Origin of the sequence: Streptomyces alanosinicus (genome assembly GCF_014650595.1) — a bacterium.
GTDB classification, from domain to species: domain Bacteria; phylum Actinomycetota; class Actinomycetes; order Streptomycetales; family Streptomycetaceae; genus Streptomyces; species Streptomyces alanosinicus.
Window position 1 is genome coordinate 39,201 of record NZ_BMVG01000013.1, and the last position, 24,936, is coordinate 64,136.

At 71.8% G+C, this 24,936-nt stretch carries 23 protein-coding genes; 11 read left to right on the top strand and 12 right to left on the bottom strand.

Annotated features, from left to right (window positions below; all coding sequences use genetic code 11):
- Positions 1-16: 16 nt before the first annotated feature.
- The 3 genes from IE277_RS24985 to IE277_RS24995 are packed head-to-tail and all read right to left on the bottom strand — an operon-like array spanning position 17 to position 3,671.
- Positions 17-1,738, bottom strand: coding sequence for an L-aspartate oxidase (locus IE277_RS24985; RefSeq protein WP_189955935.1), 1,722 nt, complete (start codon positions 1,736-1,738; stop codon positions 17-19).
- Positions 1,735-2,727 carry a pantoate--beta-alanine ligase gene (gene panC / locus IE277_RS24990; RefSeq protein ID WP_189955936.1) on the bottom strand — a complete coding sequence of 331 codons (993 nt, stop codon included), beginning with the start codon at positions 2,725-2,727 and terminating at the stop codon, positions 1,735-1,737. Before panC ends, IE277_RS24985 begins: the two co-directional genes overlap by 4 nt.
- Entirely contained in the window at positions 2,724-3,671 is a 948-nt protein-coding gene (locus tag IE277_RS24995; protein WP_189955937.1) for a Rossmann-like and DUF2520 domain-containing protein, read from the bottom strand. The genes panC and IE277_RS24995 overlap by 4 nt, the downstream gene beginning before the upstream one ends.
- 152 nt (positions 3,672-3,823) lie before the next feature.
- Between IE277_RS24995 and IE277_RS25000 the strand changes: the two genes are divergently transcribed.
- Positions 3,824-4,999 carry a threonine aldolase family protein gene (locus IE277_RS25000; protein ID WP_189955938.1) on the top strand — a complete coding sequence of 392 codons (1,176 nt, stop codon included), beginning with the start codon at positions 3,824-3,826 and terminating at the stop codon, positions 4,997-4,999.
- On the opposite strand, the gene IE277_RS25005 is transcribed toward IE277_RS25000, so the two are convergent.
- Positions 5,000-5,206, bottom strand: a complete 207-nt coding sequence (locus IE277_RS25005; RefSeq protein WP_189955939.1) for a hypothetical protein — start codon at positions 5,204-5,206, stop codon at positions 5,000-5,002.
- A gap of 182 nt (positions 5,207-5,388) precedes the next feature.
- On the opposite strand from IE277_RS25005, the gene IE277_RS25010 reads away from it, so the two are divergent.
- Positions 5,389-6,492, top strand: coding sequence for a DUF5937 family protein (locus IE277_RS25010; protein ID WP_189955940.1), 1,104 nt, complete (start codon positions 5,389-5,391; stop codon positions 6,490-6,492).
- A 104-nt stretch (positions 6,493-6,596) separates the two neighbouring features.
- Here IE277_RS25010 and IE277_RS25015 read toward each other — a convergent pair whose 3' ends face one another.
- Together IE277_RS25015 and IE277_RS25020 are read right to left on the bottom strand one after the other, a co-directional pair.
- The gene (locus tag IE277_RS25015) at positions 6,597-7,268 is read right to left on the bottom strand and encodes a response regulator (RefSeq protein WP_189955941.1); all 672 of its coding nucleotides are present in this window, start codon (positions 7,266-7,268) and stop codon (positions 6,597-6,599) included.
- Between the two features lie 91 nt (positions 7,269-7,359).
- Positions 7,360-8,565 (bottom strand): sensor histidine kinase, encoded by a 1,206-nt coding sequence (locus IE277_RS25020; protein WP_189955942.1) that lies wholly within the window; start codon positions 8,563-8,565, stop codon positions 7,360-7,362.
- A gap of 217 nt (positions 8,566-8,782) precedes the next feature.
- Between IE277_RS25020 and IE277_RS25025 the strand changes: the two genes are divergently transcribed.
- On the top strand, positions 8,783-9,889 hold the full coding sequence (locus IE277_RS25025) for an SAM-dependent methyltransferase (RefSeq protein ID WP_189956069.1): 1,107 nt from the start codon (positions 8,783-8,785) through the stop codon (positions 9,887-9,889).
- A 24-nt stretch (positions 9,890-9,913) separates the two neighbouring features.
- On the opposite strand, the gene IE277_RS25030 is transcribed toward IE277_RS25025, so the two are convergent.
- Complete coding sequence (locus IE277_RS25030; RefSeq protein WP_189955943.1) at positions 9,914-11,065, bottom strand: NADH-quinone oxidoreductase subunit D; 1,152 nt, start codon at positions 11,063-11,065, stop codon at positions 9,914-9,916.
- Between the two features lie 31 nt (positions 11,066-11,096).
- Here IE277_RS25030 and IE277_RS25035 point away from each other — a divergent pair, with 31 nt between their 5' ends.
- Entirely contained in the window at positions 11,097-11,600 is a 504-nt protein-coding gene (locus tag IE277_RS25035; RefSeq protein ID WP_189955944.1) for a PH domain-containing protein, read from the top strand.
- Between the two features lie 176 nt (positions 11,601-11,776).
- A complete protein-coding gene (locus IE277_RS25040; RefSeq protein WP_229881957.1) occupies positions 11,777-13,066 on the top strand; it encodes a PH domain-containing protein in 1,290 nt (429 codons plus the stop codon).
- A gap of 74 nt (positions 13,067-13,140) precedes the next feature.
- On the opposite strand, the gene IE277_RS25045 is transcribed toward IE277_RS25040, so the two are convergent.
- Together IE277_RS25045 and IE277_RS25050 are read right to left on the bottom strand one after the other, a co-directional pair.
- Complete coding sequence (locus IE277_RS25045) at positions 13,141-14,550, bottom strand: hypothetical protein (RefSeq protein ID WP_189955945.1); 1,410 nt, start codon at positions 14,548-14,550, stop codon at positions 13,141-13,143.
- Between the two features lie 97 nt (positions 14,551-14,647).
- Entirely contained in the window at positions 14,648-15,775 is a 1,128-nt protein-coding gene (locus IE277_RS25050; RefSeq protein WP_189955946.1) for an alpha/beta hydrolase, read from the bottom strand.
- 227 nt (positions 15,776-16,002) lie between these two features.
- On the opposite strand from IE277_RS25050, the gene IE277_RS25055 reads away from it, so the two are divergent.
- From IE277_RS25055 to IE277_RS25080, 6 genes are all read left to right on the top strand, one after another.
- Positions 16,003-17,817 carry a phosphatidylglycerol lysyltransferase domain-containing protein gene (locus tag IE277_RS25055; protein ID WP_189955947.1) on the top strand — a complete coding sequence of 605 codons (1,815 nt, stop codon included), beginning with the start codon at positions 16,003-16,005 and terminating at the stop codon, positions 17,815-17,817.
- A gap of 160 nt (positions 17,818-17,977) precedes the next feature.
- On the top strand, positions 17,978-18,982 hold the full coding sequence (gene folP, locus IE277_RS25060) for a dihydropteroate synthase (protein ID WP_189956071.1): 1,005 nt from the start codon (positions 17,978-17,980) through the stop codon (positions 18,980-18,982).
- The gene (locus IE277_RS25065) at positions 18,979-19,512 is read left to right on the top strand and encodes a nuclear transport factor 2 family protein (RefSeq protein WP_189955948.1); all 534 of its coding nucleotides are present in this window, start codon (positions 18,979-18,981) and stop codon (positions 19,510-19,512) included. The genes folP and IE277_RS25065 overlap by 4 nt, the downstream gene beginning before the upstream one ends.
- A 248-nt stretch (positions 19,513-19,760) precedes the next feature.
- A complete protein-coding gene (gene folB / locus IE277_RS25070) occupies positions 19,761-20,120 on the top strand; it encodes a dihydroneopterin aldolase (RefSeq protein ID WP_189955949.1) in 360 nt (119 codons plus the stop codon).
- Complete coding sequence (gene folK, locus IE277_RS25075; RefSeq protein ID WP_189955950.1) at positions 20,117-20,728, top strand: 2-amino-4-hydroxy-6-hydroxymethyldihydropteridine diphosphokinase; 612 nt, start codon at positions 20,117-20,119, stop codon at positions 20,726-20,728. Before folB ends, folK begins: the two co-directional genes overlap by 4 nt.
- 72 nt (positions 20,729-20,800) lie before the next feature.
- Complete coding sequence (locus IE277_RS25080; protein ID WP_189955951.1) at positions 20,801-21,289, top strand: DUF3180 domain-containing protein; 489 nt, start codon at positions 20,801-20,803, stop codon at positions 21,287-21,289.
- A gap of 73 nt (positions 21,290-21,362) precedes the next feature.
- Here IE277_RS25080 and folE read toward each other — a convergent pair whose 3' ends face one another.
- From folE to hpt, 3 genes are all read right to left on the bottom strand, one after another.
- On the bottom strand, positions 21,363-21,968 hold the full coding sequence (gene folE / locus IE277_RS25085) for a GTP cyclohydrolase I FolE (protein WP_189955952.1): 606 nt from the start codon (positions 21,966-21,968) through the stop codon (positions 21,363-21,365).
- A gap of 132 nt (positions 21,969-22,100) precedes the next feature.
- The gene (gene ftsH / locus IE277_RS25090) at positions 22,101-24,140 is read right to left on the bottom strand and encodes an ATP-dependent zinc metalloprotease FtsH (protein ID WP_189955953.1); all 2,040 of its coding nucleotides are present in this window, start codon (positions 24,138-24,140) and stop codon (positions 22,101-22,103) included.
- 195 nt (positions 24,141-24,335) lie between these two features.
- Entirely contained in the window at positions 24,336-24,896 is a 561-nt protein-coding gene (gene hpt / locus IE277_RS25095; RefSeq protein ID WP_189955954.1) for a hypoxanthine phosphoribosyltransferase, read from the bottom strand.
- Positions 24,897-24,936 lie beyond the last annotated feature (40 nt).

Here is a 24,936-nt window from a genome sequence, read left to right on the forward strand (position 1 = left end):
TCCTGGGCGCTGGGTTCTACCGGGTAGGGGGGAAGTCTGCGGTGTCCGTGGTGTGTACGGCCAGCGACCGGTCAGGATTGAGCCGTACGACGATGTGGCGCCGCCAGTGGGCGTCGTCGCGCTCGCCGGTGTCCTCGCGCCAGTGGCAGCCGCGGGTCTCCTCACGCAGCCGCGCGGCGGCGACCAGGACCCGGGCGACGCACAGGAGGTTGGTGGCCTCCCAGGTGTCGACACCGGGCTCGGCGGTCTTGCCGTTCTCGGCGAGCGCGTCACGGGCGTCGGTGTGCAGCCGCTGGAGCTGTTCGGCGGCGCCGGCGAGGGACTCCTCGGAGCGCAGCACGGCGGCGCCCTCGGTCATGATCCGCTGGATGGCGAACCGTGCCTCGGGGGCGAGCAGCGGGTGCGCGGGCTTCTCGGGGTGCGGGACCGGCGCGGGCACGCGCGCGTGGAGGCCGTTCTCGGCACGGGCGGCGGCGATGTCGTCGGCGATCCGCTCGGCGTAGACGAGGCCTTCGAGGAGGGAGTTGGAGGCGAGCCGGTTGGCGCCGTGCACGCCGGTGCAGGCGACCTCGCCGCACGCGTACAGGCCGGGCACGGTCGTGCGGCCCGTCGCGTCGGTGCGGACGCCTCCGGAGGCGTAGTGAGCCGCCGGGGCGATCGGGATGGGCTCGCTGATCGGGTCGATGCCGTTGGCGCGGCAGGCGGCCAGGATGGTCGGGAAGCGGTGCTCCCACATGTCGGCGCCGAAGTGCCGGGCGTCGAGGTACATGTGCTCGGCGCCCTGCTCCAGCATCCGTCGCAGGATGCCCTTGGCGACGATGTCCCGCGGCGCCAGCTCGGCCAGCTCGTGCTGCCCGACCATGAAGCGCACGCCGTCGGCGTCGACCAGATGGGCGCCCTCGCCGCGCACCGCCTCGGAGACCAGCGGCTGCTGGCCCTCGGCGTCCGCGCCGGTGAACAGCACGGTCGGATGGAACTGCACGAACTCCAGGTCGGAGATCTCCGCGCCCGCGCGCAGTGCCAGCGCCACGCCGTCACCGGTCGACACGGACGGGTTGGTGGTCGCGGCGAACACCTGGCCCATGCCGCCGGTCGCGAGGACCACCGCGGGGGCGTGCACGGCGCCCACGCCGTCGTGCTGGCCCTCGCCCATCACATGCAGCGTGACACCGGCCGTACGGCCCTCGGCGTCGGTCAGCAGGTCCAGCACGAGCGCGTTCTCGATGGTGTGCAGCCCACGCGCGCGTACGGCCTCCACGAGCGCGCGGGAGACCTCCGCGCCGGTCGCGTCGCCGCCCGCGTGCGCGATGCGGCGCCGGTGGTGGCCGCCCTCACGCGTGAGGTGGATGTCGCCCTCGTCGTCGGTGTCGAAGTGGGCGCCGGTGGAGATCAGTCGCCGTACGGCGTCAGGGCCTTCGGTGACGAGGATCCGTACGGCGTCCTCGTCGCACAGGCCCGCGCCGGCCACCAGGGTGTCCTCCAGGTGCTGTTCGGGTGTGTCGCCCTCGCCGATGGCGGCGGCGATGCCGCCCTGCGCCCAGCGCGTGGAGCCGTCGTCCAGGCGGGCCTTGGTGACGACGACGGTCGTCAGGCCCGCGGCCTCGCAGCGCAGCGCCGCGGTCAGGCCGGCCACTCCGGAGCCGACGACGATCACGTCCGCGGAGATGGCCCAGCCGGGGGCGGGCGCGTGCAGTCGTATGCCTGTACTGGTGCCTGTGCTGGTGCCTGTGCTGGTCACGAGGCGGCTCCGAAGGTGAGAGGGAGATTGTCGATCAGCCGGGTCTTGCCGACCCGCGCGGCGACGGCGAGGACGGCCTCGCCGGTGAAGCCGGCGCCGATCTCCGTGAAGTCGGAGGGGTCGACGAGGGCGAGGTAGTCCAGTTCGAGCGGCGGGACGAAACGCGCGGCCTCGTCCAGCACTTGGCGGGCGGCCGCGCGGACGGCCGCCGGGCCGCCCGGGGACGCCGTGGCGACCGCGTGCGCGTCGGCCGCCGCACGGGACTCCCCGAGGGCGCTCAGCGCCTCGGCACGCGCCTGGGTGGAGGGCACTTCGCGGGCACGCGCACGCAGCGCCTCCTGCGCGGCGTGCCGGTCGCAGCCGGCGAACAGCGCGCGGGACAGCGCGAGCGCGGTCAGCCGCTCCTCCGGCGAGAGGTAGCGGTTACGGCTGGACAGGGCGAGCCCGTCCGCCTCGCGCACGGTCGGCACGGCGACGATGTCGACGCCGAAGTTCAGATCCCGCACCATGCGCCGGATAAGCGCCAGCTGCTGGGCGTCCTTCTGCCCGAACAGGGCCACGTCGGGGCGGGTGAGATGCAGCAGCTTGGCGACGACGGTGAGCATGCCGTCGAAGTGACCGGGCCGCGAGGCGCCCTCCAGGCGTTCGCCCATGGGGCCCGCGGCGATGCGGACCTGAGGGTCGCCGCCGGGGTAGACCTCGACCGCGGAGGGCGCGAACACGGCGTCCGCGCCGGCCTGTTCGGCAAGCTTCAGGTCGGCGTCGAGGGTGCGCGGGTAGCGGTCCAGGTCCTCGCCCGCGCCGAACTGCAGCGGGTTGACGAAGACGGTGACGACGACCTCGCCGTCCGGGCCGGCGATCTCGCGCGCGCTGCGGATCAGGGTGGCGTGGCCCTCGTGCAGGGCGCCCATGGTCATCACGACGGCACGACGGCCGCCGCGTACGCGTGCGTGCAGCGCGGCGGCGGTGCTCAGCAGGGCGGTGGTCATCGGTCGTTCCCCTCGGTGCCGTGAGTGCCTCTGGTGCCGCCGGCCCCGTCGGCCAGCACGCCGAGGAGGTCCTCGGCGAGTTCGGGCTTCAGCAGGCCGTGCGCGAGCGCCCGGTCGGCGGTCGCGCGGGCCATCGCGACATAGCCCGCGACGGTCTGCGGGGCGTGCCTGCGCAGCTCGGTGATGTGTGCGGCGACCGTGCCGGCGTCCCCGCGCGCGACGGGCCCGGTGAGCGCCGCGTCGCCCGAGCGCAGCGCGTTGTCCAGGGCGGCGCCGAGCAGCGGGCCGAGCATCCGGTCGGGCGCCTCGACGCCTGCCGTGCGCAGCAGTTCCATGGACTGCGCGACCAGGGTCACCAGGTGGTTGGCGCCGAGCGCGAGGGCCGCGTGGTAGAGCGGGCGGTTCTGCTCGCTGATCCACTCCGGTTCGCCGCCCATCTCGATCACGAGGGCCTCGGCGGCCAGCCGAAGTTCCTCGGGCGCGGTGACGCCGAAGGAGCAGCCGGCCAGGCGCTGGACGTCCACGGGGGTGCCGGTGAAGGTCATCGCCGGGTGCAGCGCCAGCGGCAGCGCGCCCGCGCGCGTGGCGGGGTCGAGCACCTGCGCGCCGTACCGCCCTGAGGTGTGCACGAGCAGCTGTCCCGGCCGTACCGCGCCGGTCTCGGCGAGTCCGCCGACCAATTCGGGCAGGACGTCGTCGGGGACGGTGAGCAGCACCAGGTCGGCGCGCTCGAGGACCTCGGCGGGCGGCATCAGCGGCACGCCCGGGAGCATGGTCTCGGCGCGCCTTCGGGAGGCGTCGGAGACACCGGAGACGGCCACCGGGCGGTGCCCGGCGAGCTGGAGGGACGCGGCGAGCGCGGGGCCCACGCGGCCGGCGCCGACGACGCCGACGGTGAGCCGCGCGGGGCGGTCCTTGAGGTCTGGCTGCTGGACTGTACTCACGCGACGGAGGCCTTCCCGTTCCAGTCCGCTCTGGGTACCGGACGATTTCTCGTCATGTTAACGCTATCTCGGTCCGGAGCGGATCGGTCGTCCACAGGCTGTGGGTTTCACCACGTCGTCGTACCGCCGTGGCGCGGGGGATGATCGCGCGCATGAGCGATACGGCGGAACAGGACGCGAAACGATCGATGGACGCGAAACGATCGACGTACGAGCGGCGCCTGGCCGCTCTCCGAGGGGCAGGCCGCGTGCTGTGGCGGCCCGCCTTCGAGGCCACGATCCGGGAACGGCTTGACTGGCTGGCACAAACGGCCCCACAGGTCTACGACCTGGACGAACAGGTGGACATGTACGGCGGCCGGATCGTGGCCGCCCTGGAGGAGCGGGTCGCTGGCCTGCTCGGAACGGAGGCCGCCGCCTTCTTCCCGACCGGCACGATGGCCCAACAGGTGGCGCTGCGCTGCTGGGCGGCCCGCACCGGCGACCCCACGGTCGCCCTGCACCCCCTCGGCCACCCCGAAGTTCATGAACGCAATGCGTTCAGCCAGGTCAGCGGCCTGCGCCCGGTGAGGGTGACGAGCGAGCCCCGGCTGCCCACGGCCGCGGAGATACGCGACTTCGACGAGCCCTTCGGCGCGCTGATGCTGGAACTGCCGCTCCGGGACGCCGGTTATCTGCTGCCCACGTGGGAGGAGTTGACCGAGGTCGTCGAGGCGGCGCGGGAGCGCGACGCGGTGGTGCACTTCGACGGCGCGCGCCTGTGGGAGACCACCGTGCACTTCGGCCGCCCCCTGGACGAGATCGCCGGCCTCGCCGACACCGTCTACGTGTCGTTCTACAAGTCCCTCGGCGGCTTCGGCGGCGCCGCGCTGGCCGGCCCGAGGACCCTGATCGAGGAGGCGAAGACCTGGCGGCACCGGTACGGCGGGATGGTCTTCCAGCAGTTCCCGACGGCGCTGTCGGCGCTTGCCGGGCTGGAGACGGAGCTGCCCCGGCTGCCGGACTACGTGCGGCACGCGCGCGTGGTGGCCGCCGCGCTGCGCGAGGGATTCGCCGCGGCCGGGCTGCCGTGGGCGCGCGTGCACCCGGAGGTGCCGCACACCCACGAGTTCCGGGTCTGGCTGCCGTACGCCCCCGACGTGCCGGCCGAGGCCGCGGTACGGCAGATGGAGGAGACCTCGGTGGGCCTGTTCGCACGCGCCTGGGCCCACGGCGGACCCGACCTCGCGTTCACGGAGGTCACGGTCGGCGCGGCGGGCCTGGAGTGGACGGCTGACGACGTACACGCGGCCGTGGCCGACTTCGTGGAGCGGCTGCCCGCCCCGTGATCACAGGGCGCGTGGGCGCAGCCACCGGCGCAGGGCGTAGCGCACGCGCCCACGCGCAGGGCGCTCGGCGATGACCGCGCTGAAGCGCCGGTAGTCGCGCACTTCACGCACCACATCGGCATCGTGCCGGCCGGGCGCGGGCGGCTCCGGCTCGCCGAGCACGCGGGCGCGGTAGCTGTCGAGGAGGTACTGCTGGGTGATGCTCATGACGGATCGCTCTCGGAAGGTCTCGGGACGAGGACTGGCCACCGACCACTCGGTGACCGTTCGGGCTCCGCGGCTGCCCCGGTGCGTCCAGCCTGCCCCTGGCCAGGACGGCTGTCGCGTGGATTGACGGCTGCCGTCAATCCACGGCGCCGCTGTCAGTGGCGGGGTGCACGATGGACGGCATGAGCGTGACCATCGACATCACCGGGCTTCCTGTGGAGCGGGTCTCCGTCGTGCCCGCTCCGCTGGCGGAGCTGGGCATGGCGCTGCACGCCCTCAGCGAGCCCGGTCACCACCCCGCCCTGCAGGGCTGGGCGACCGCCGTCTCGTCCCGGCTGGACCCCTGTCTGGCCGACCGGCTGTGTGAGGCGGACTTCCTGTGGCGTACGACGTTCTCGGACGTGTTCGCCCCGTTCGCGGGCATCCCCGGCGGCCGCGCCCTGCCCGGCGGCACGCTCGCGGAGGAGCTGGACCTGCTGGACAAGCTGACGGACGGACAGTTCGTCAGCGCCGCCCTGGAGTTCACCTGCCAGCTGCGCTACGACGTCCAGGGTCCCGGCCCGCTGGACGACCCGGAGCTGCGCCGTCGCTCTCTGGAGATGGCCGCCGCACGCGGTGCCGTACAGGAGCGGTTCACGCGCCGGCTGCTGGAGGACCCGCCGATGGTCCGCGCCTGGTTCCGGCAGCTGATGCTCGACTGCGACGAGGCGTTCTTCGCCGACACCTGGGCCCGTATCCAGCCGCAGCTCGCCGCGGACGCCCGGCACAAGACGGAACTGCTGCGCCGCGCGGGTCTCGCCGAGGCCCTCGCGTCCCTCTCCCAGGCCGTCTCGCTGGACGAGGCGGCCGCGCTCATCACGATCGACAAGCTCTCGGTGGGCCGCACCGCCACGGGCGACGGCGGTCTGGTCCTGGTGCCGACCAGCCTCGGCTGGCCGCATGTCCTGGTCCTGCACCGCTTCGGCTGGCAGCCGTCGATCTCCTATCCGGCGAGCGGCTCCCGCCCGCAGGCCCCGTCCGTGGAGCAGCTCACCCGCCGTATGGAGGCGCTGGCCCACCCGGTGCGGATGCGGCTGTGCCGGCATCTGGCGCGCGCCCCGCACACCACGAGCGAACTGGCCGACGCGCACGGTATGTCGGCGCCCGAGATATCCCGGCACCTGGCGGTGCTGAAGAAAGCGGGCCTGATCACCGACTGCCGCCGCGGCCGGTACGTCCAGCACCAGCTGGACCTGACGGCGGTGGCCCGGCTGGGCAGTGACTTCATCGAAGGCGTCCTGCGCTGACCTGCGCTGGCTCCGCCTCGACCAGGGCGTAGCCGTAGCTGTAGCTCTCGGGCTTCAGCCAGGGCCGGGGGCCTGCGCCGGGGCTCGACCGTGGTGGGCCTGGCTCAGCCGTGGCCGCCCGCGCGGACCAGGCCCGTCTCGTAGGCCAGCACCACCACCTGCACCCGGTCGCGCAGGCCGAGCTTGGTCAGGATGCGCCCCACATGGGTCTTCACCGTCGCCTCGCTCAGCACCAGCCGGGCCGCGATCTCACCGTTGGACAGGCCCTGCGCGACCAGGATCATCACCTCGCGCTCCCGCTCGGTGAGCCGCTCCAGCTCCTTGTGCTGCGGCTCCCTGCCGGCGGAGGGCAGCATCGGCGCGAAGCGGTCCAGCAGCCGCCGGGTGGTGGAGGGCGCCACGACCGCGTCACCGCTGTGCACCGCGCGGATGGCCGCCAGCAGGTCACCGGGCGGCACATCCTTGAGCATGAAGCCGGAGGCGCCCGCCTTCAGCCCGGAGAAGGCGTACTCGTCCAGGTCGAACGTGGTCAGGATCAGCACCTTGGGCGGATCGGGCTCGCTGCAGATCCGCCGTGTGGTCTCCACGCCGTCCAGCTTCGGCATACGGACGTCCATCAGGACGACGTCGACGGCCGTGGCCGCGAGCACCTGCAGAGCCTCGACGCCGTCGCCCGCCTCCGCGACGACCTCCATGTCCGGCTGGGCGGCGAGCACCATCCGGAACCCGGTGCGCAGCAGCACCTGGTCGTCGACGAGCATCACGCGGATCGTCATCGGGCCTCTTTCGTTCGGTGCGAGGGTGGTGCGGGGGTGGTGCGGGGGTGGTGCGGGTGTTACAGGTGTCAGCACGGGGCGTGCGGCTGCGTCAGTGCGCCGGTTTGAGCGGGAGCAGGACGCTGATGCGGAATCCTCCGCCCGGGCGGGGGCCGGCGTCCAGGGTGCCGCCGACCATGCCCACCCGTTCGCGCATACCGATCAGGCCGTGTCCCTGGCCGTCCGCGCCGCCCTCCTCGTACAGCTCGTGCGGGGCGCCCTTGCCGTCGTCCTCGACGAGCAGGCCGAGCCCGTCGTCGAAGTAGACCAGCCGCACGCTCGCGCCCGCGTTGGGCCCGCCGTGCTTGCGGGTGTTGGTGAGCGCCTCCTGCACGATCCGGTACGCGGTCAGCTCCACACCGCTGGGCAGCGGGCGCGGGGTGCCCTCGACCTTGAAGTCGACCGGGAGGCCGGCGCTGCGGCACTTCTCGATGAGGTCGTCGATCTGCTCGACGTCGGGCTGGGGGACGTACTCCCCGCTCTCCTGGTGCTCGCCGGTGCGCAGCACACCCAGCAGGCGGCGCATCTCGGCAAGGGCCTGACGGCCGGTGGAGGAGATCGTCTCCAGGGCCTTCTTGGCCTGGTCGGGGGCGGTGTCGAGGACGTAGGCGGCGCCGTCGGCCTGCACCACCATCACCGACACGTTGTGCGCGACGACGTCGTGCAGCTCGCGCGCGATACGGGCGCGCTCGGCGGCGACCGCGACCTTCGACTGCGCCTCGCGCTCCTTCTCCAGGCGGGCCGCGCGCTCTTCCAGCTGGGCGAAGTAGGCACGCCGGGTGCGCATGGAGTCACCGAGCACCCAGGCAAGCGCGAAGGGCACCGTCTGGAAGACCGCGATGGCGATCTGCCCGGCGAAGCTGGACTCCGGCGCCGGCCAGCGGATCTGCGCGAGGGTCGCCGCGACGAGGCTGACGGCCAGCGCGAGCCGCGAGGCCCAGCGGGCGCCGACCGCAGCGACGGTGTAGGTGATCACCAGCATGGCGAAGTCCGCGAGGGTCGTCCCCACGTCCAGGACCAGCTGGGCCAGCCCGGTCGCGCACGCGACCAGCAGCATCGGCTCCGGGTAACGGCGGCGCAGCGCGACGACGACGCACAGGATGACGGTCACGGTGATCGCCGCGGCGACCGACCCGTGCTGTCCCGGCGCCCCGTTCAGATTGACCACGCTCAGGCCGGACAACCCGAGCAGGGCGACGGCCCAGAAGCTGTCGACCCAGGTCGGGTGGCGGCGGAGGAAGTCATAGAGGCGCTGCACGTAACCCAGAGTAGGGAAACCGGATGCGTGCAGGGGTCAACCGGAGGGCCGATCCCCGCCCGGCGCGCGTACTCCGCAAGGTGGAGGAAGTGATCATCTGTGCGCCTAGTCTGTTCCGGTGACGGATGAGACGGCACCGGAAGCGGAACGGCCCGCGGGCGACGAGCCCGGCGCCCGCGCCCCGGACGCGCCCCGCGACCGGCACGGCCCGCCCGAGGTGACGCAACGGCACGGCTGGCGCGCGGCGACCGAGGCGGCGCTGTACGGTCCCGGCGGCTTCTATCGCCGCCCGGAGGGCCCCGCCGGCCACTTCCGTACCTCCGTGCACGCCTCCCCGCTGTTCGCGCAGGCCGTGGCGCGGCTGCTGTGCCGGGTCGACGAGGCGCTGGGACAGCCGCCGGAGCTGGACTTCATCGACATGGGGGCGGGGCGCGGCGAACTGGTCACCGGGGTGCTGGCCGCCCTGCCGTCCGAGGTTTCCGCCCGCACGCGCGCGTACGCCGTGGAACTCGCCGGCCGCCCGGCCGCACTCAATGGACGGATCACGTGGCTGGACACGCCCCCGGCCGCCGTCACGGGGCTGCTGTTCGCCAACGAGTGGCTGGACAACGTGCCCGTGGACGTCGCCGAGGTCGACCCCTCAGGGGTGCCCCGGCTGGTGCTCGTCGGCGACGACGGCACCGAGCGCCTCGGAGCGCCGGTGACCGGCGCCGAGGCGGACTGGCTCGATCGATGGTGGCCGCTGCCGGCCGAGGAGGGGCTGCGCGCGGAGATCGGGCTGCCCAGGGACCTGGCATGGGCGTCGGCGGTGGACCGGGTGGTGCGCGGGCTCGCGGTGGCCGTGGACTACGCCCACGCCCTCGACGCGCGCCCCCCGTTCGGGACGCTCACCGGCTTCCGGGAGGGGCGTGAGACGGCGCCCGTGCCGGACGGGTCGTGCGACATCACGGCGCACGTCGCACTGGACGCGTGCGCGGCGGCTCCCACGGCGCCTACGCGTTCCGACGAGCCGGATGACGAGGCGCGCACGCCGCCCCCCGGAGCGGCGCGGAATCAGCTGCGCACGCCGTCTGGAACGGCGCAGGCGCCCTCCAACGCAGCGCGCACGCTTCCCGCCGCGCGCCTTCTCACTCAGCGCGCTGCTCTGCGCGCCCTGGACCTCACCAGCGCACGCCCCCCGCTCGCGCTGGCCTCTACGGACCCCGCCGCCTACGTGCGCGCCCTCGCGAGCGCCGGGGAGGCCGCCGAACTCACCGCCCCGGGTGGTCTCGGCGACTTCGGCTGGCTGATCCAGCCGGTCGGGATCGCGGACCCGCTCGCCTGAGCCGGCCGGTTGCCCGAGGCCGACCTACTTGTCGATGTCGCCGACCACGAAGAACATCGAGCCCAGGATCGCCACCATGTCCGCCACCAGCGTCCCCGGCAGCAGCTCGGTCAGCACCTGGATGTTGTTGTACGAGGCCGAGCGGAGCTTCAGCCGGTACGGCGTCTTCTCGCCCTTGCTGACCAGGTAGTAGCCGTTGATGCCGAGCGGGTTCTCGGTCCAGGCGTACGTGTGGCCCTCGGGCGCCTTCAGCACCTTCGGCAGCCGCTGGTTGATCGGTCCGGGCGGCAGTTCGCCGAGCCGGTCCAGGCAGGCGTCGGCGAGGTCGAGGGCGTTGTGGGTCTGCTCCAGGAGCACCTCGAAGCGGGCGAGGCAGTCACCCTCGCCCCGGGTGACGACCTTCAGGGTGTCCTGGAGATCGCCGTACGCCAGGTACGGCTCGTCACGACGCAGGTCGAAGTCGACGCCCGAGCCGCGCGCGATGGGCCCGCTCACGCCGTAGGCGTGCACCGCTTCCGGCGTCAGCGCACCGACTCCGCGCGTGCGCCCCCGGAAGATCTCGTTGCCGAGCACCAGGTCGTCGAAGACGTCCATGCGCGAGCGCACGGCGGCGACGGCGGCACGCGCGCGTGCGGTCCAGCCGGCCGGCAGGTCCTCCTTGAGGCCGCCGACGCGGTTGAACATGTAGTGCATACGGCCGCCGGAGACCTCCTCCATGACGTTCTGGAGGACTTCGCGCTCGCGGAACGCGTAGAACACCGGGGTGATGCCGCCCAGCTCCAGCGGGTAGGAGCCGAGGAACATCAGGTGGTTCAGCACGCGGTTCAGCTCGGCGAGCAGCGTGCGCGTCCACACCGCCCGCTCGGGCACTTCCATGCCGAGCATCCGCTCCACCGCGAGGACGACACCCAGCTCGTTCGAGAACGCCGAGAGCCAGTCGTGGCGGTTGGCGAGCATGATGATCTGCCGGTAGTCGCGCGCCTCGAAGAGCTTCTCGGCGCCGCGGTGCATATAGCCGATCACCGGCTCCGCGTGCACGATGCGCTCCCCGTCCAGCACCAGCCTGAGCCGCAGCACGCCGTGCGTGGACGGATGCTGGGGCCCGATGTTGAGCACCATGTCGGTGCTCTCCGCGGCACCGCCGATCCCGACCGTGGTCTCCGTCGTAGGAGTCATGGCCCCAGTTTCCCCTACGTACGCTGGCCTCATGGAGACGGGGAGCCCGGAGGAGACCGGGATACCGGGGGAAGAGCTGGTGTGGCGGGGACTGCAGCCCGCTCTGGTGCGGGTGCGCCGGCTGCTCGTGGTGGTGTGGATGGCCGGGCTCGCGCTCGCCACAGGGCTGCTGCTGGGCCTGCTCGTGGGGCCCGCCTGGGCGGGCTTCGCGCTGCTGCCGGCGGCGACGGCCGCATGGTGCTGGAGACTGGTGGCGCGCAACTGGCGCTCGTGGCGGTACGCCGAGCGCGCGGACGACCTGCTCATCAGCCGCGGTGTCCTGTGGCGCGAGGAGACGGTGGTGCCGTACGGGCGGATGCAGCTGGTGGAGGTCACCTCCGGTCCCATCGAGCGGCGCTTCGGGCTGGCCACCGTGCAGCTGCACACAGCGGCCGCCGCGACCGACGCCACCATCCCCGGCCTGGACCCGGCCGAGGCGGAACGGCTGCGTGACCGACTCACCGAGCTGGGCCAGGCGCGATCGGCGGGACTGTGACGACCGCGGACCACAGCACGGGCCCGGACCACAGCGACGCCGACGACTCCGGCGACGCCGAAACCCGCATACCCGCCGCTGACCGCGCGGGTGGCGCGGACGGCACCGCGAGCGCTGGGAACGCTCAGGACCCAGGGGGCGCAGGGAGCGCAGAAGGCCCTGAGGGGCGCGCGGCCGTGGTCGAGCGCCGGCTGCACCCGTTCACGCCCTTCAGGCGGGCGTGGGCACCGGTCGCCGTACTCGCCGGATGGGCGGTCCACGATCCGGACGGGGCGCAGCAGCAGCTGGCGCGGCTGACCACCACCGTGCTGGTGCTGGGCCTCGCGGTACTGGTGCCGCTCGCCGGCCTCTACGGCTTCCTGTCCTGGTGGTTCACGCACTTCGCGGTCACCGACACCGAACTGCGCATCCGGACCGGCCTGTTGTTCCGGCGCACCGCGCACATCCGGCTGGAGCGCATCCAGGCCGTGGACGTCTCCCGTCCCCTCCTCGCGCGCGTTGCGGGCGTGGCGAAGCTGCGGATCGATGTCGTGGGCGCCGATGACAAGGACGAACTGGCCTTCCTGAGCGAGCAGGAGGCGCGCGCCCTGCGCGCGGAGCTGCTCGCGCGCGCGGCGGGTTTCGCACCCGAGACGGCCCGTGAAGTCGGCGAGGCGCCGGCGCACGAACTGCTGCGCGTCCCCCCGCGCGCGCTCGCCCTCTCCCTGGTGCTGACGGGCGCCACCTGGGGCTCCCTGTGCGCCGCGCTCGTCGTACCGACCGTGATGTGGCTCACCACCCACAACCTGTGGACGGTCCTCGCCACCGCCCTCCCGCTGTTCGGCGCGGCCGGCGCGAGAAGCGCGGGACGGTTCGCCGGCGAGTTCGATTGGAAGGTGAGCGAGTCGCCGGACGGACTGCGCATCGACCACGGGCTGCTCGACCGTACCCATGAGACGGTCCCGCCAGGCCGGGTGCAGACCGTGCGGTTCGTGGAACCGCTGCTGTGGCGGCGGCTCGGCTGGGTGCGCGTGGAACTGGACGTGGCCGGGTCCAAGAACTCGGTGCTGGTGCCCGTCGCCCCGCGCCCGATCGCCGAGTCGGTCGTCGCGCGCGTACTGCCCGGCGTGACGGTGCCTCAGGAGTTGTCGCGCCCGCCGCGGCGGGCCCGCTGGTGCGTGCCGGTGCGGTGGCGCGGCCATCGCCTCGCGGTCACCGACACGGTGTTCGCCGCCCGGCACGGCCTGCTGCACCGCAGCCTCTCCCTGGTCCCGCACGCCAAGGTGCAGAGCGTACGACTGAGTCAGGGGCCCTGGCAGCGCCTCTGGCGGCTCGCGGACGTCCATGTGGACACCGGAGCCGACAAGACCGTGACAGCCCGTCTGCGGGACGCCCAGGAGGCCGCACGGCTCCTGCACGCCCAGGCGGAGAGATCCCGTACGGGCCGGCGGGACGCCCGCCCCGACCGCTGGATGTCCTCGGAATGACCCCGGAATGACCCCGGACGGCACAGGGCCCGGCTCCCCTCCTCGGGAAGCCGGGCCCTGTGCCTCGTACGGACTCAGGAGGCGGCGCTGCGCAGCCCCTGGACGTCGATCTGCTCGGTCTCGTCGTGCGCGGTCAGGTCGATGACCTGGCCGGCGCCGCCCTCCGGCGGGCCGGCGGGCTTGAACTCGGCTTCGGCCTCGGCCTTGTGGACGGCGAGGGCCTCCGGGCCGACGACGTCGGCGAGGTCCTCGTTCTGCACGGAGTCCAGCGCGGTGTGCGGTGCGCTCTTCTGGGTGCCGAAGAAGTCGAAACCGCCCTCGACGACCGGGCGCCGCGCGGGCGCCGCCGGTACGACGGCCACGGCGGTCGGCACCGTGAAATGCCCGGCAGCCGGCCGGCCCGCGTGCTGGGCGGATTCGGCAGGTGCCGTGGAGGTGGCGGCCGCGCGCGCGTGCCCGTCGGCCGCCACGGGCTTCCCCTGTGCCTCGTCCTCCTGGGCGGCCGGCGCACCGGCCTCGCTCCGGGAAGCGCCGGCGGCGGCCGTCACACCGACGGCCGCGGCTTCCCCGGCGTCTTCCGCAGTGACGTTTCCGGCGGCCTCCGCGACGCCTTCCGGCTTGGCAGCGGAGTCCGTCTCGCCCTCGCCGGACCGGCGCACATCGGCCTTGCCCGTCAGGACCACGTGCGCACCGGGCTTCGCCTCATCGGCGTCGTCCTCGACGGCCACCGGCCCGGGTGCCGTGTCCTCGGAAACCTCGGCCTCAAGAGCCGCGGCTTCGAGGGCCACAGCCTCGTCGCTCTCCGCAGCGGTCTCCTGCGCGGTCTCCTTCGTGGGCTCCGGCACGGACTCGGCCGCGGCCTCGCCGTCGAACCGGGCCAGGGCCGTCAGGGCCTTGCGGTACAGCCGTACGCCCTCGGGCGAGAACACCGCGCGCGCCGACGAGTCGTCCCCGAAGTCCGTACCCGCCTCGGCCGGCTCCGGCTCGGCGCGGTGCGCGGGCGGCAGTGCGAGCGCGGACGAGGGTACGGCCGCCTCGATCTCCAGCAGCCTGCGTCCCTCCAGGGCGGTCGCGCGCTCGGTCTCCGCCGTGGCGTACCGGCGCAGCAGGGCCGCGTGCTCGTTGCGCAGACCCGCCAGCTCCGCGCGCCTGGCGCGCAGCCGCTGTTCCAGCTTCGCGCGCAGCTCGCGCGACTCCTCCAGGTCGGTCTCCAGTTCGGCGACCCGTTCCTCGTATCGCCATTCGTCGCCGGCACGCGCGCGTGTGAGCTCGGCGACCTGCTTGCCCGCCTGCGTGTCCCAACGGCGCATCACGACCGCGCCGACGACCGCCGTCGCGGCTGCGGCGGCGGCCAGGGCGCGCAGCGCCATGGCCTCGGAGAACACCCAGGGACCCAGCGCGCAGACGACGGAGACACCGGCGATCGCCGAGGGAGGCAGCACCCGGTGCAAAGGCGGGGAATGGCGATGGCGTCCACGTGGCATGGCCAGAAACTTACCGCGCGTAGGCGAATCGTGGGCCCCCGCCCCGTAAAAACACGGCCACATCACCGGCTTCACGGGATATCAGGGGCAGGGCGGCTCAGCGGTCGGTGAGGCGTCCGCTCATCCACTGCAGCGTCGCCGGGATCTCACGGCGCCAGGTGTTGAAGTTGTGGCCGCCGCTGTCGAGGATGATCGACGAGATCCGGGTCCGGTTCGTGGCCTGCACGCGCGCGATGAACTTCAGCGTGTCCTTGTAGTTGTGCTCGCCGACCTTGCTGCTGGTGACGAGCAGCGAGGTGTCCGGCGCCTGCTCGTGCTGGAGCAGCCAGTTCAGGTCGGCACGGTTCTGCAGCTTCTTGTCGCCATGGAAGAGGTCACCGGTGGTGGGGTCGATCGGCGCCTTGTAGTACGGCGAAAGGCCCGCACCAGCGGCGTACACGTTGGGGTGGTGCATGGCGACCTTGAGCGCGCAGTAGCCGCCCGTGGAATCGCCGATGATGCCCCAGCTGCCCGGCCGCTTGCCGGCCCGGTAGTGCGCGAGGACGGCCTCCGGCAGGTCCTGGGCAAAAAACGTTTCCGCCTGCGGCCCGCCCGGGATGTCCACACACTCGGTGTCCCGCGGCGGAGCCACGGTCGGCCGCATCATCACCAGGATCATCGGCTGCATCCGACCGCCCTTGGCCAGCTGTTGCGCCGTGTGCGGATAGCGCAGCTTGTCCACCAGCGCCTGCGCCGTGCCCGGGTAGCCGGTCAGGACGACCGCCGCCGGGAACGTACGCGTGCGGTACTGCGGCTGGAAGTACTCCGGCGGCAGATAGACGAACGCCGGCGTGGCGATGTGGCTCTTGCGGCCGATGATGTCGACCTTCTGGATCTGTCCGGCCGTCTGCGGGCTCCTGCCGCGCACTCCCTGCAGGCTCGACGAGGACAGCACCTGTATCGGGCCGCTGGTGGCGCCGCCCGCGGCGTGGTCGACGACGATGCCCTGGTCCGTCTCCTGGCCGAACAGGTCCGCCCAACTGGCGTAGAACCCGAAAGCCTGGTTGGCGGCGAGGCCCACGGAGGCGAAGAGCCCCAACTGGGTGGCGAGCATCAGACCGACCCGTCCGCCGACGGCCCGCCAGCTCTGCCGCGCCAGCCGTGGCCACAGCCACACCGTGCCGACGAAGAGAACGATGGCGAGGACGATCGTCAGCGCCAGCACCTTGTTGCTCGTGAGACCCATGGGCTGTTTCCTGCCTGCGCTTTCCGCCCGGCACCGACCCTCACGCCGTCGCGAGAGTTTGCCCGGGGCTTTCCTTGGCCTTTGACCCGACTTTCCGGTGGGGAGTGAACCTCCCTCCCCCAGACACCGTCCTAGAGGGCGCAATGTCGCCGGATGCCCGATCGGGCCCGGGTTCAAGGTCTCTCGCAGAACTACGGGATGCGATGTCTGTCAGGATAGATGGGGAAATGTCGGGCGAGGTTCCGGGCCGATCAAGCCGGGCGCGGCGCATACTCCGCGGCCCGCGCCCCGAGGCCGTTCCCGCCTTCGTCAGCAGGGCGGCCGCCCTCGTGGGCGTCCTGAACATCGCGGCGGGTGTGTTCCCGCGCTTCCGTCACAGCCGTATGCACGCCATCGCCGAGGTGCTCCCGGGCTCGTTCGGGCCCTTCGCCGCGGCGCTCTCGCTCAGTGCCGGCGTGCTGTTGCTGCTGCTCGCGCACGGGCTCAAACGGCGCAAACGCCGGGCGTGGCGGGCCGCGGTGGCGCTGCTGCCGGCAGGCGCGGTGGCGCAGTTCGCGTACCGGCACTCGCTGGTCGGCGTGCTCATCGCGGTCGCGCTGCTCGTGCCCCTGGTGCTCCATCGCGACCAGTTCGCAGCCTTGCCGGATCCGCGCAGCAGGTGGCGCGCTCTTACCAACTTCGTACTCATGAGTGCCGGTTCTCTCGTCCTCGGACTCATCATCGTCAGCGTCCACCCGCACCGGACGATCGGCGATCCGAGCCTTGCCGACCGGCTGACGCACGTCGTCTACGGCCTGTTCGGCTTCGAGGGCCCGGTCGACTACCAGGGCAACACGTCCTGGACCGTCGCCTTCTCCCTCGGCGCCCTCGGTTGGATCACCGCCGTCACCACCATCTACCTGGCGTTCCGCCCCGAACACCCGGCCGCCCGCCTCTCCGAGCAGGACGAGTCCCAGCTGCGCGCCCTGCTGGAGAAGCACGGCAGGCGCGACTCCCTCGGCCACTTCGCGCTGCGTCGCGACAAGGCGGTCGTCTTCTCCCCCAGCGGCAAGGCCGCGGTCACCTACCGTGTCGTCTCCGGCGTGATGCTCGCCAGCGGCGACCCCATCGGTGACGTCGAGGCCTGGCCGGGCGCCATCGAGCGCTTCATGGACGAGGCCAAGGCGCACTCCTGGACCCCCGCCGTCATGGGCTGCTCGGAGACGGGCGGCGAGGTGTGGACCCGCGAGACCGGCCTGGACGCCCTGGAGCTGGGCGACGAGGCGGTGGTGGAGGTCGCGGATTTCTCGCTCGCCGGACGCGCGATGCGCAACGTGCGACAAATGGTCAAGCGCATCGAGCGGGCCGGCTACGAAACCCGGGTACGGCGTGTCCGTGACCTGAGCGACGGCGAGCTGGACCGTATCCGCCGCGCGGCGGAGGACTGGCGGGGCACCGACACCGAGCGCGGCTTCTCCATGGCGCTCGGCCGCATCGGTGACGCCACCGACGGCGACTGTCTGATCGCCACCGCCCACAAGCAGGACGACGAGCCCGGCGAGTACGGCGACCTGAAGGCGATCCTGCACTTCGTGCCCTGGGGCAAGGACGGCGCCTCGCTCGACCTGATGCGCCGCGACCGCAGCGCGGACCCCGGCATGAACGAACTGCTGATCGTCGCCGCCCTCCAGGCCGCGCCGAAGTTCGGCATCGCGCGGGTCTCGCTGAACTTCGCGATGTTCCGCTCGGCCCTCGCGCGGGGCGAGAAGATCGGCGCCGGTCCGGTGCTGCGCGCCTGGCGCGGGCTGCTGGTGTTCCTCTCACGCTGGTTCCAGATCGAGTCGCTGTACAAGTTCAACGCCAAGTTCCAGCCGCGCTGGGAGCCCCGCTTCGTGGTCTACCGCAACTCCGCCGACCTGCCCCGCATCGGCATCGCCGCCATGCAGGCGGAGGGCTTCGTCAACCTCGCGCTGCCGCTCCCGCGCTTCCTGCGCCGGCGCAGGGCGGCTGCTGAGCGCCCCTGCGCGCACGCCGTGACGGAAAGGGATGTCCGCGCGGCCTGAACGCCGTACGACAGCCCTGACCACCGAGAAACCGGGCGCCGCGGGACTGCGCGGCGCCGCCGAGGACCGGCCCGGACGGATGCCCCGCCCCCTCCAGCACGGGGCGCTCCGCCCGGGCCGCCGCGCTTTCCGGGCGTTCTGCGGGGCCTACGCTGAACGTATGAACAACCACAGCGGGCGCGGCCAGGTGGCCGGCCTTCCGGCATGGGACCGGTGCGCGGTCATGGGCGTGGTCAACGTGACCCCCGACTCCTTCTCCGACGGCGGCCGCTGGTTCGACACGACCATCGCCGTCAAGCGCGGCCTGGATCTCGTGGCCCAGGGCGCGGACCTGGTCGACGTCGGCGGCGAGTCCACCCGCCCCGGCGCCACCCGCGTCGACGAGGCCGAAGAGCTGCGGCGTGTCATCCCGGTCGTCCGCGGTCTCGCCGCCGAAGGCGTCGTCGTCTCCGTCGACACCATGCGCGCCCGAGTCGCCGAACAGTCCCTCGCGGCCGGCGCCGCCCTCGTCAACGACGTCAGCGGCGGCCTCGCCGACCCCGCGATGATCCCGGCGGTCGCCGCCGCGGGCGCCCCGTTCGTGGTCATGCACTGGCGCGGCTTCCTCCAGGGCGACAGCGTCAAGGGCGTCTACGAGGACGTCGTCGCCGAAGTCACAGACGAACTGCACACGCGCGTGGAGGCCGTTCTGGCGGGCGGCATCGCCCCCGACCGCATCATCGTCGACCCCGGCCTCGGCTTCTCCAAGGAGGCCGAGCACGACCTCACTCTCCTCGCCCACCTCGACCGGCTGCGCGACCTCGGCCACCCCGTGCTCGTGGCCGCCTCCCGCAAGCGGTTCCTCGGCCGCGTCCTCGCCGGTGCGGACGGCGCACCCCCGCCGGCCCGGGAGCGCGACGCCGCCACAGCCGCCGTCTCCGCGCTCGCGGCGCACTCCGGCGCGTGGGCGGTGCGCGTGCACGAGGTGCACGCCACCGCGGACGCGGTCCGGGTCGCGCGCGCCATGGAGGAGGCGCGCATAGCGAGATCCACGCCGGGCGCGGGAGGTGAGCGCGGAGCGCGTGACGCCGCGCGCACGCCAGGCGTCGCGAGTGAGCGCGAGGCGCACGGCGATGGCCGTACGCCCGGTGCCGGTGGTGAGCACGGGGCGGAAGGAACCCGGTGAGCGCCCCTCATACCGACGTCGAGCAGGTCGAAGCCGCCAACACCGCCTTCTACGAGGCGATGGAACGCGGTGACTTCGAGGAGCTGTCCTCGCTCTGGCTCACCCCCGCCGACCTCGGCGTGGACGAGGAGTACCACGACCCGGCGGACACCGGAGTGATCTCCTGCGTCCACCCCGGCTGGCCGGTGCTCACCGGTCGCGGCGAGGTCCTCAGGTCGTACGCCCTGATCATGGCCAACACCGACTACATCCAGTTCTTCCTCACCGACGTCCATGTCTCCGTCACCGGCGACACCGCCGTGGTGACCTGCACCGAGAACATCCTGAGCGGCGGCCCCGCGCCGAGCGACGGCACGGAGCTGGGGCCGCTGGTCGGACAGCTCGTGGTGGCCACGAACGTGTTCCGGCGCACGCCCTCCGGCTGGAAGCTCTGGTCGCACCACGCCTCCCCCGTCCTCGCGGAGAGCGACGACGAGGACGGCGGGAGCCACGCCGGTGAGACGGACCGGGACGGCCGGCCGCGTCCCTGAACGGGCGGATTCCACACAGGGGCGAAGAAGTGGTTGGAATCACCTACCCCTGGGTATGAGCCGCTACCAACCCATGACACGGCCGGGTTTTCCCGGGGAAACACGAGATGAACCCTCGTGATCCCGGCCCGCGCCCGCGGCCCGCAGCCCGGCTTTGTCAGAGCCCGCAGGTAGATTCGTCTGAGGCCGGTGTGCCGCCCGCATGTGGTACGGGCCGGTCGTTCCCGACGATTGCAGGAGTGATTCGCGTGGATCGTGTCGCGCTGCGCGGCCTCAAGGCCCGCGGGCACCACGGTGTGTTCCCCAAGGAACGCGAGGAGGGCCAGACCTTCATCGTCGATCTCGCTCTGGGGCTGGACACGCGGCCGGCCGCGGCCGGCGACGACCTGGCGAAGACCGTGCACTACGGCGTCGTGGCCGAGGAGGTCGTGGCCGTGGTCGAGGGCGAGCCGGTCAACCTCGTCGAGACTCTCGCCGAGCGGATCGCTCAGACCTGTCTGAAGCACGAAGGGGTCCAGGAGGTGGAGGTCTGCGTCCACAAGCCGGACGCGCCGATCACCGTCCCCTTCGACGACGTGACCGTCACGATCACCCGGAGCCGAGTATGACCCGATCCTTCCTCCAGGGTCACAGCGACCCGACCGTCCAGCCGGTGCCCGCCTCGGTCGTCGAGCAGGTCGACGCCGCCGACACGACCTTGCAGAACCCCAAATGGGCCGTGATCTCCATCGGCTCCAACCTCGGAAACCGCCTGGAGACCCTCCAGGGCGCCGTCGACGCGCTCGAGGACACCCCCGGTGTCCGCGTGAAGGCCGTCTCGCCGGTGTACGAGACCGAGCCCTGGGGCGTCGAGCCCGGCAGCCAGCCGTCGTACTTCAACGCGGTCGTGGCCCTCAAGACCACCCTGCCCCCCTCCTCCCTGCTGGAGCGGGCGCACGCCATCGAGGAGGCGTTCAAACGCGTCCGCGACGAGCACTGGGGCCCCCGCACCCTGGACGTCGACATCGTCTCCTACGCAGACGTCACCTCCGACGACCCACAGCTCACCCTGCCCCACCCGCGCGCCCACGAGCGCGCTTTCGTGCTTGCGCCCTGGCACGACGTGGACCCGCAGGCCCAGCTGCCCGGCCGCGGCCCGGTGGCCGACCTGCTGTCGGCTCTCACCCGCACGGGCGTCGAGCCACGCGGGGACCTGGAACTCCGACTGCCCGAGTAGTCGTTAAGGTCAAGACGACAAGGTCGATTGCGACCGCAGTCCGGACCGGACCGGGGGAGCTGAAGGGACACCGTGAGAGAGCTGCGCATCAGGGTGCTGGCGGGCGTGTTCGTCGTGGCCGGCATCCTGTCCTGGGCGGGTGCCCGCCTCTGGAACTCGATCGGAACCCTCCCCAGCGTCCCGCTGGCCGCGCCCGTCGTGCTCGCCCTGATCGCGGTGGTCCTGCTCTCGACGGCGCTCTCGCTGCGCGCCCGTTTCAGAGCCCAGCGCGAGCGTCGCCCCGGAGCGAAGGGCGTGGACCCGCTGATGGCCGCTCGCGCGGTCGTCTTCGGCCAGGCCAGCGCCCTGGTCGCCGCCCTCGTCGCCGGTATGTACGGCGGCACGGGCGTCTTCCTGCTGGAACTCCTCGACATCCCCGCCCGCCGCGACCAGGCCATCTACGCCGGCTTCTCGGTCCTCGCAGGCATCGGGGTCATAGTGGCGGCCATCTTGCTGGAGCGCGTGTGCAAGCTCCCCGAGGACGACGACCAGGACCACCCCGGGGCGGAGCCGGTGGCCTGACCGCCGACGCCCCTCGCGGGCATCGGCGTCACAGAGACACGTCGGCGTCACAGAGGCCAGGCAGCGGCAGGGGTCAGCGCGCCATGATGAGGCTCATCGCCTCGTTCCGCGTGGCCACATCCCGCAGCTGACCACGGACGGCCGAGGTTATGGTCTTCGCCCCCGGCTTGCGGATTCCGCGCATGGACATGCACATGTGCTCGCACTCGACGACCACGATCACGCCTCGCGGCTCCAGGATGGCCATCAGGGAGTCGGCGATCTGCGTAGTGAGACGTTCCTGCACCTGCGGACGGCGCGCATAGACATCCACGAGCCGGGCCAGCTTGGACAGGCCGGTGATCTTCCCGGACGTCGACGGGATGTACCCGACGTGCGCCACTCCCCGGAACGGCACCAGATGATGCTCACAGGTGCTGTACACCTCGATGTCCTTCACCAGGACCATCTCGTCGTGCCCGAGGTCGAACGTCGTCGTCAGGACGTCCTCGGGCTTCTGCCACAGCCCCGCGAAGATCTCCCTGTACGCCCGTGCCACCCGAGCCGGTGTCTCCCGCAGGCCCTCGCGCCCGGGGTCCTCGCCGACCGCGATCAGCAGCTCTCGTACGGCGTTCTCGGCGCGCTTCTCGTCGAACTCGCCGATGTGGCCGTCACCGTCCAGCGTCACGGGGTCGATCATCTGGGTTCCTCGTTCCTGTGCCTGTACATGCGACGACAGCCACATGTCACCTTGCGGACATACGAACGCCGCGCCCCCAGGCTAAAACCTGGCGGGCGCGGCGTTCATTCCGGGCCGGTTGGCGAAAAGCGGTCAGCTCTCCGGACGGTCCTCCGGGGTCTGGTCCGTCACCGGGGCCGACTCCACGGCGGTGGACTTGACCGTGCTGATCGCGGCGGTCGCGCCGTTCGCACCGTTGGTCAGTGCCAGCTCCTTCGGAGAGAGCACCGGCGGGCGGGTGGACGGGGTGCGGCGCGAGGAGCCGGTCCACGCGGGCCGCGGCGGGCGCTTGACGATCGGGGCGAAGATCTCGGCGATCTCCTCCTTGCCCAGGGTCTCCTTCTCCAGCAGGTGAAGGACGAGCTGGTCGAGCACGTCGCGGTTCTCGACCAGGATCTCCCAGGCCTCGTTGTGCGCGTTCTCGATGAGCTTCTTGACCTCTTCGTCGACCAGCGCGGCGACCTCTTCGGAGTAGTCGCGCTGGTGAGCCATCTCACGGCCGAGGAAGGGCTCGCTGTTGTCGCCGCCGAACTTGATGGCGCCGAGCCGCTCGGTCATGCCGTACTGCGTGACCATCGCGCGGGCCAGGTTGGTGGCCTTCTCGATGTCGTTCGCGGCACCGGTGGTCGGGTCGTGGAAGACCAGCTCCTCGGCCGCGCGGCCGCCCAGCATGTAGCCGAGCTGGTCCAGCATCTCGTTGCGCGTGGTCGAGTACTTGTCCTCGTCGGGCAGGACCATCGTGTAACCGAGGGCGCGGCCGCGGGACAGGATCGTGATCTTGTGGACCGGGTCGGAGTTCGGTGAGGCCGCCGCGACCAGGGCGTGACCGCCCTCGTGGTACGCGGTGATCTTCTTCTCCTTGTCCGACATGATCCGGGTCCGCTTCTGCGGGCCCGCGACCACGCGGTCGATCGCCTCGTCCAGCGCCTTGTTGTCGATCAGCTTCTGGTCGCTGCGGGCGGTGAGGAGTGCGGCCTCGTTCAGCACGTTCGCGAGGTCGGCACCGGTCATGCCCGGGGTGCGGCGGGCGACGGCGGACAGGTCGACGTCGGGCGCGACCGGCTTGCCCTTCTGGTGGACCTTGAGGATCTCCAGACGGCCCTGCAGGTCCGGCGGGTCGACCGCGATCTGCCGGTCGAAGCGACCGGGGCGCAGCAGCGCCGGGTCGAGGATGTCGGGCCGGTTGGTGGCGGCGATCAGGATGACGCCACCCTTGACGTCGAAGCCGTCCATCTCGACGAGCAGCTGGTTCAGGGTCTGCTCGCGCTCGTCGTGACCACCGCCGAGGCCCGCGCCGCGGTGGCGGCCGACCGCGTCGATCTCGTCGACGAAGACGATCGCCGGGGCGTTCGCCTTGGCCTGCTCGAAGAGGTCACGGACTCGGGAGGCACCGACACCGACGAACATCTCGACGAAGTCGGAACCGGAGATCGAGTAGAAGGGGACGCCCGCCTCGCCGGCGACGGCACGCGCGAGCAGCGTCTTACCCGTACCCGGGCGGCCGTAGAGCAGCACGCCCTTGGGGATCTTGGCGCCGACGGCCTGGAACTTGGCCGGCTCCTGCAGGAACTCCTTGATCTCGTGGAGCTCCTCGACGGCCTCGTCACAGCCCGCGACGTCGGAGAACGTCGTCTTCGGGGTGTCCTTGGTGATGAGCTTGGCCTTCGACTTGCCGAAGTTCATCACTCGGGAGCCGCCGCCCTGCATCTGATTCATCAGGAACAGGAAGACGACCACGATCAGGACGAAGGGGAGCAGGGAGAGCAGAACGCCGACGAACGGGTTCTGCTTGGACGGCGAGACCGTGTAGCCGTCCGGGATCTGCTTGTCCTGGTACTTGGTCTGCAGGGTGCCGGCGATCGTCACGCCCTGGTCGCCGATGTAGCTCGCCTGGATCTTCGAGCTGCCCTGGACCTTGTAACCGTCCTTGAGGGTGACCTTGATGTTCTGCTCGTCACCGGTGGTGATCTTGGCCGACTCGACCTTGTTGGCGTTGATCGCCGCCACTACCTGGCCTGTGTCCACCGTCTTGTAGCCGCCGGACGAGCCGACGACCTGCATCAACACGACCACGGCAAGGACGGCCAGCACGATCCACATGACCGGCCCACGGAAGTATCGCTTCACGTCCATCCATACGGAGCGGTGTCGCCCCGTCCCTCCTGCCATAGTGAGTTTGATAAGACAGTTCTTCTGACGGTACCCCAGCGTGGTGGTCCGAAGCCGCACGAAGCCGCTTCGACAGCCGGGAAACCTGTCTCTGCATGCTTCAACGGCGCGGAACCCGCCGGGGTTCCCGATCGTCCTACAAGGCTTGAGCCGACTGGCTCAGCCGCCGTAGACGTGAGGCGCGAGCGTACCGACGAACGGCAGGTTGCGGTACTTCTCGGCGTAGTCGAGGCCGTAGCCGACGACGAACTCGTTCGGGATGTCGAAGCCGACCCATTCGACTTCGATGGCCACCTTGGCGGCGTCGGGCTTGCGCAGCAGCGTGCACACCTTCAGGGAGGCGGGCTCGCGCGAGCCGAGGTTGTTGATCAGCCAGGACAGGGTCAGGCCGGAGTCGATGATGTCCTCGACGATCAGGACGTGCCTGCCCTTGATGTCGGTGTCGAGATCCTTGAGGATCCGCACGACACCGGAGGACTGGGTGCCCGCGCCGTAGGAGGACACGGCCATCCAGTCCATGGTGACAGGGGTGGACAGCGCCCGGGCGAGGTCCGCCATGACCATCACGGCGCCCTTGAGGACGCCGACGATGAGCAGGTCCTTGCCCGCGTACTCCGCGTCGATCTTCGCGGCCAGCTCGGCCAGCTTCGCGTCGATCTCTTCCTTGGTGATGAGTACCCGCTGGAGGTCGGCACCCATGTCTTTCGCGTCCACCCGCATCACTTTCGGTCGTCCCGCACTTACGGCCGTCTGCACGGCC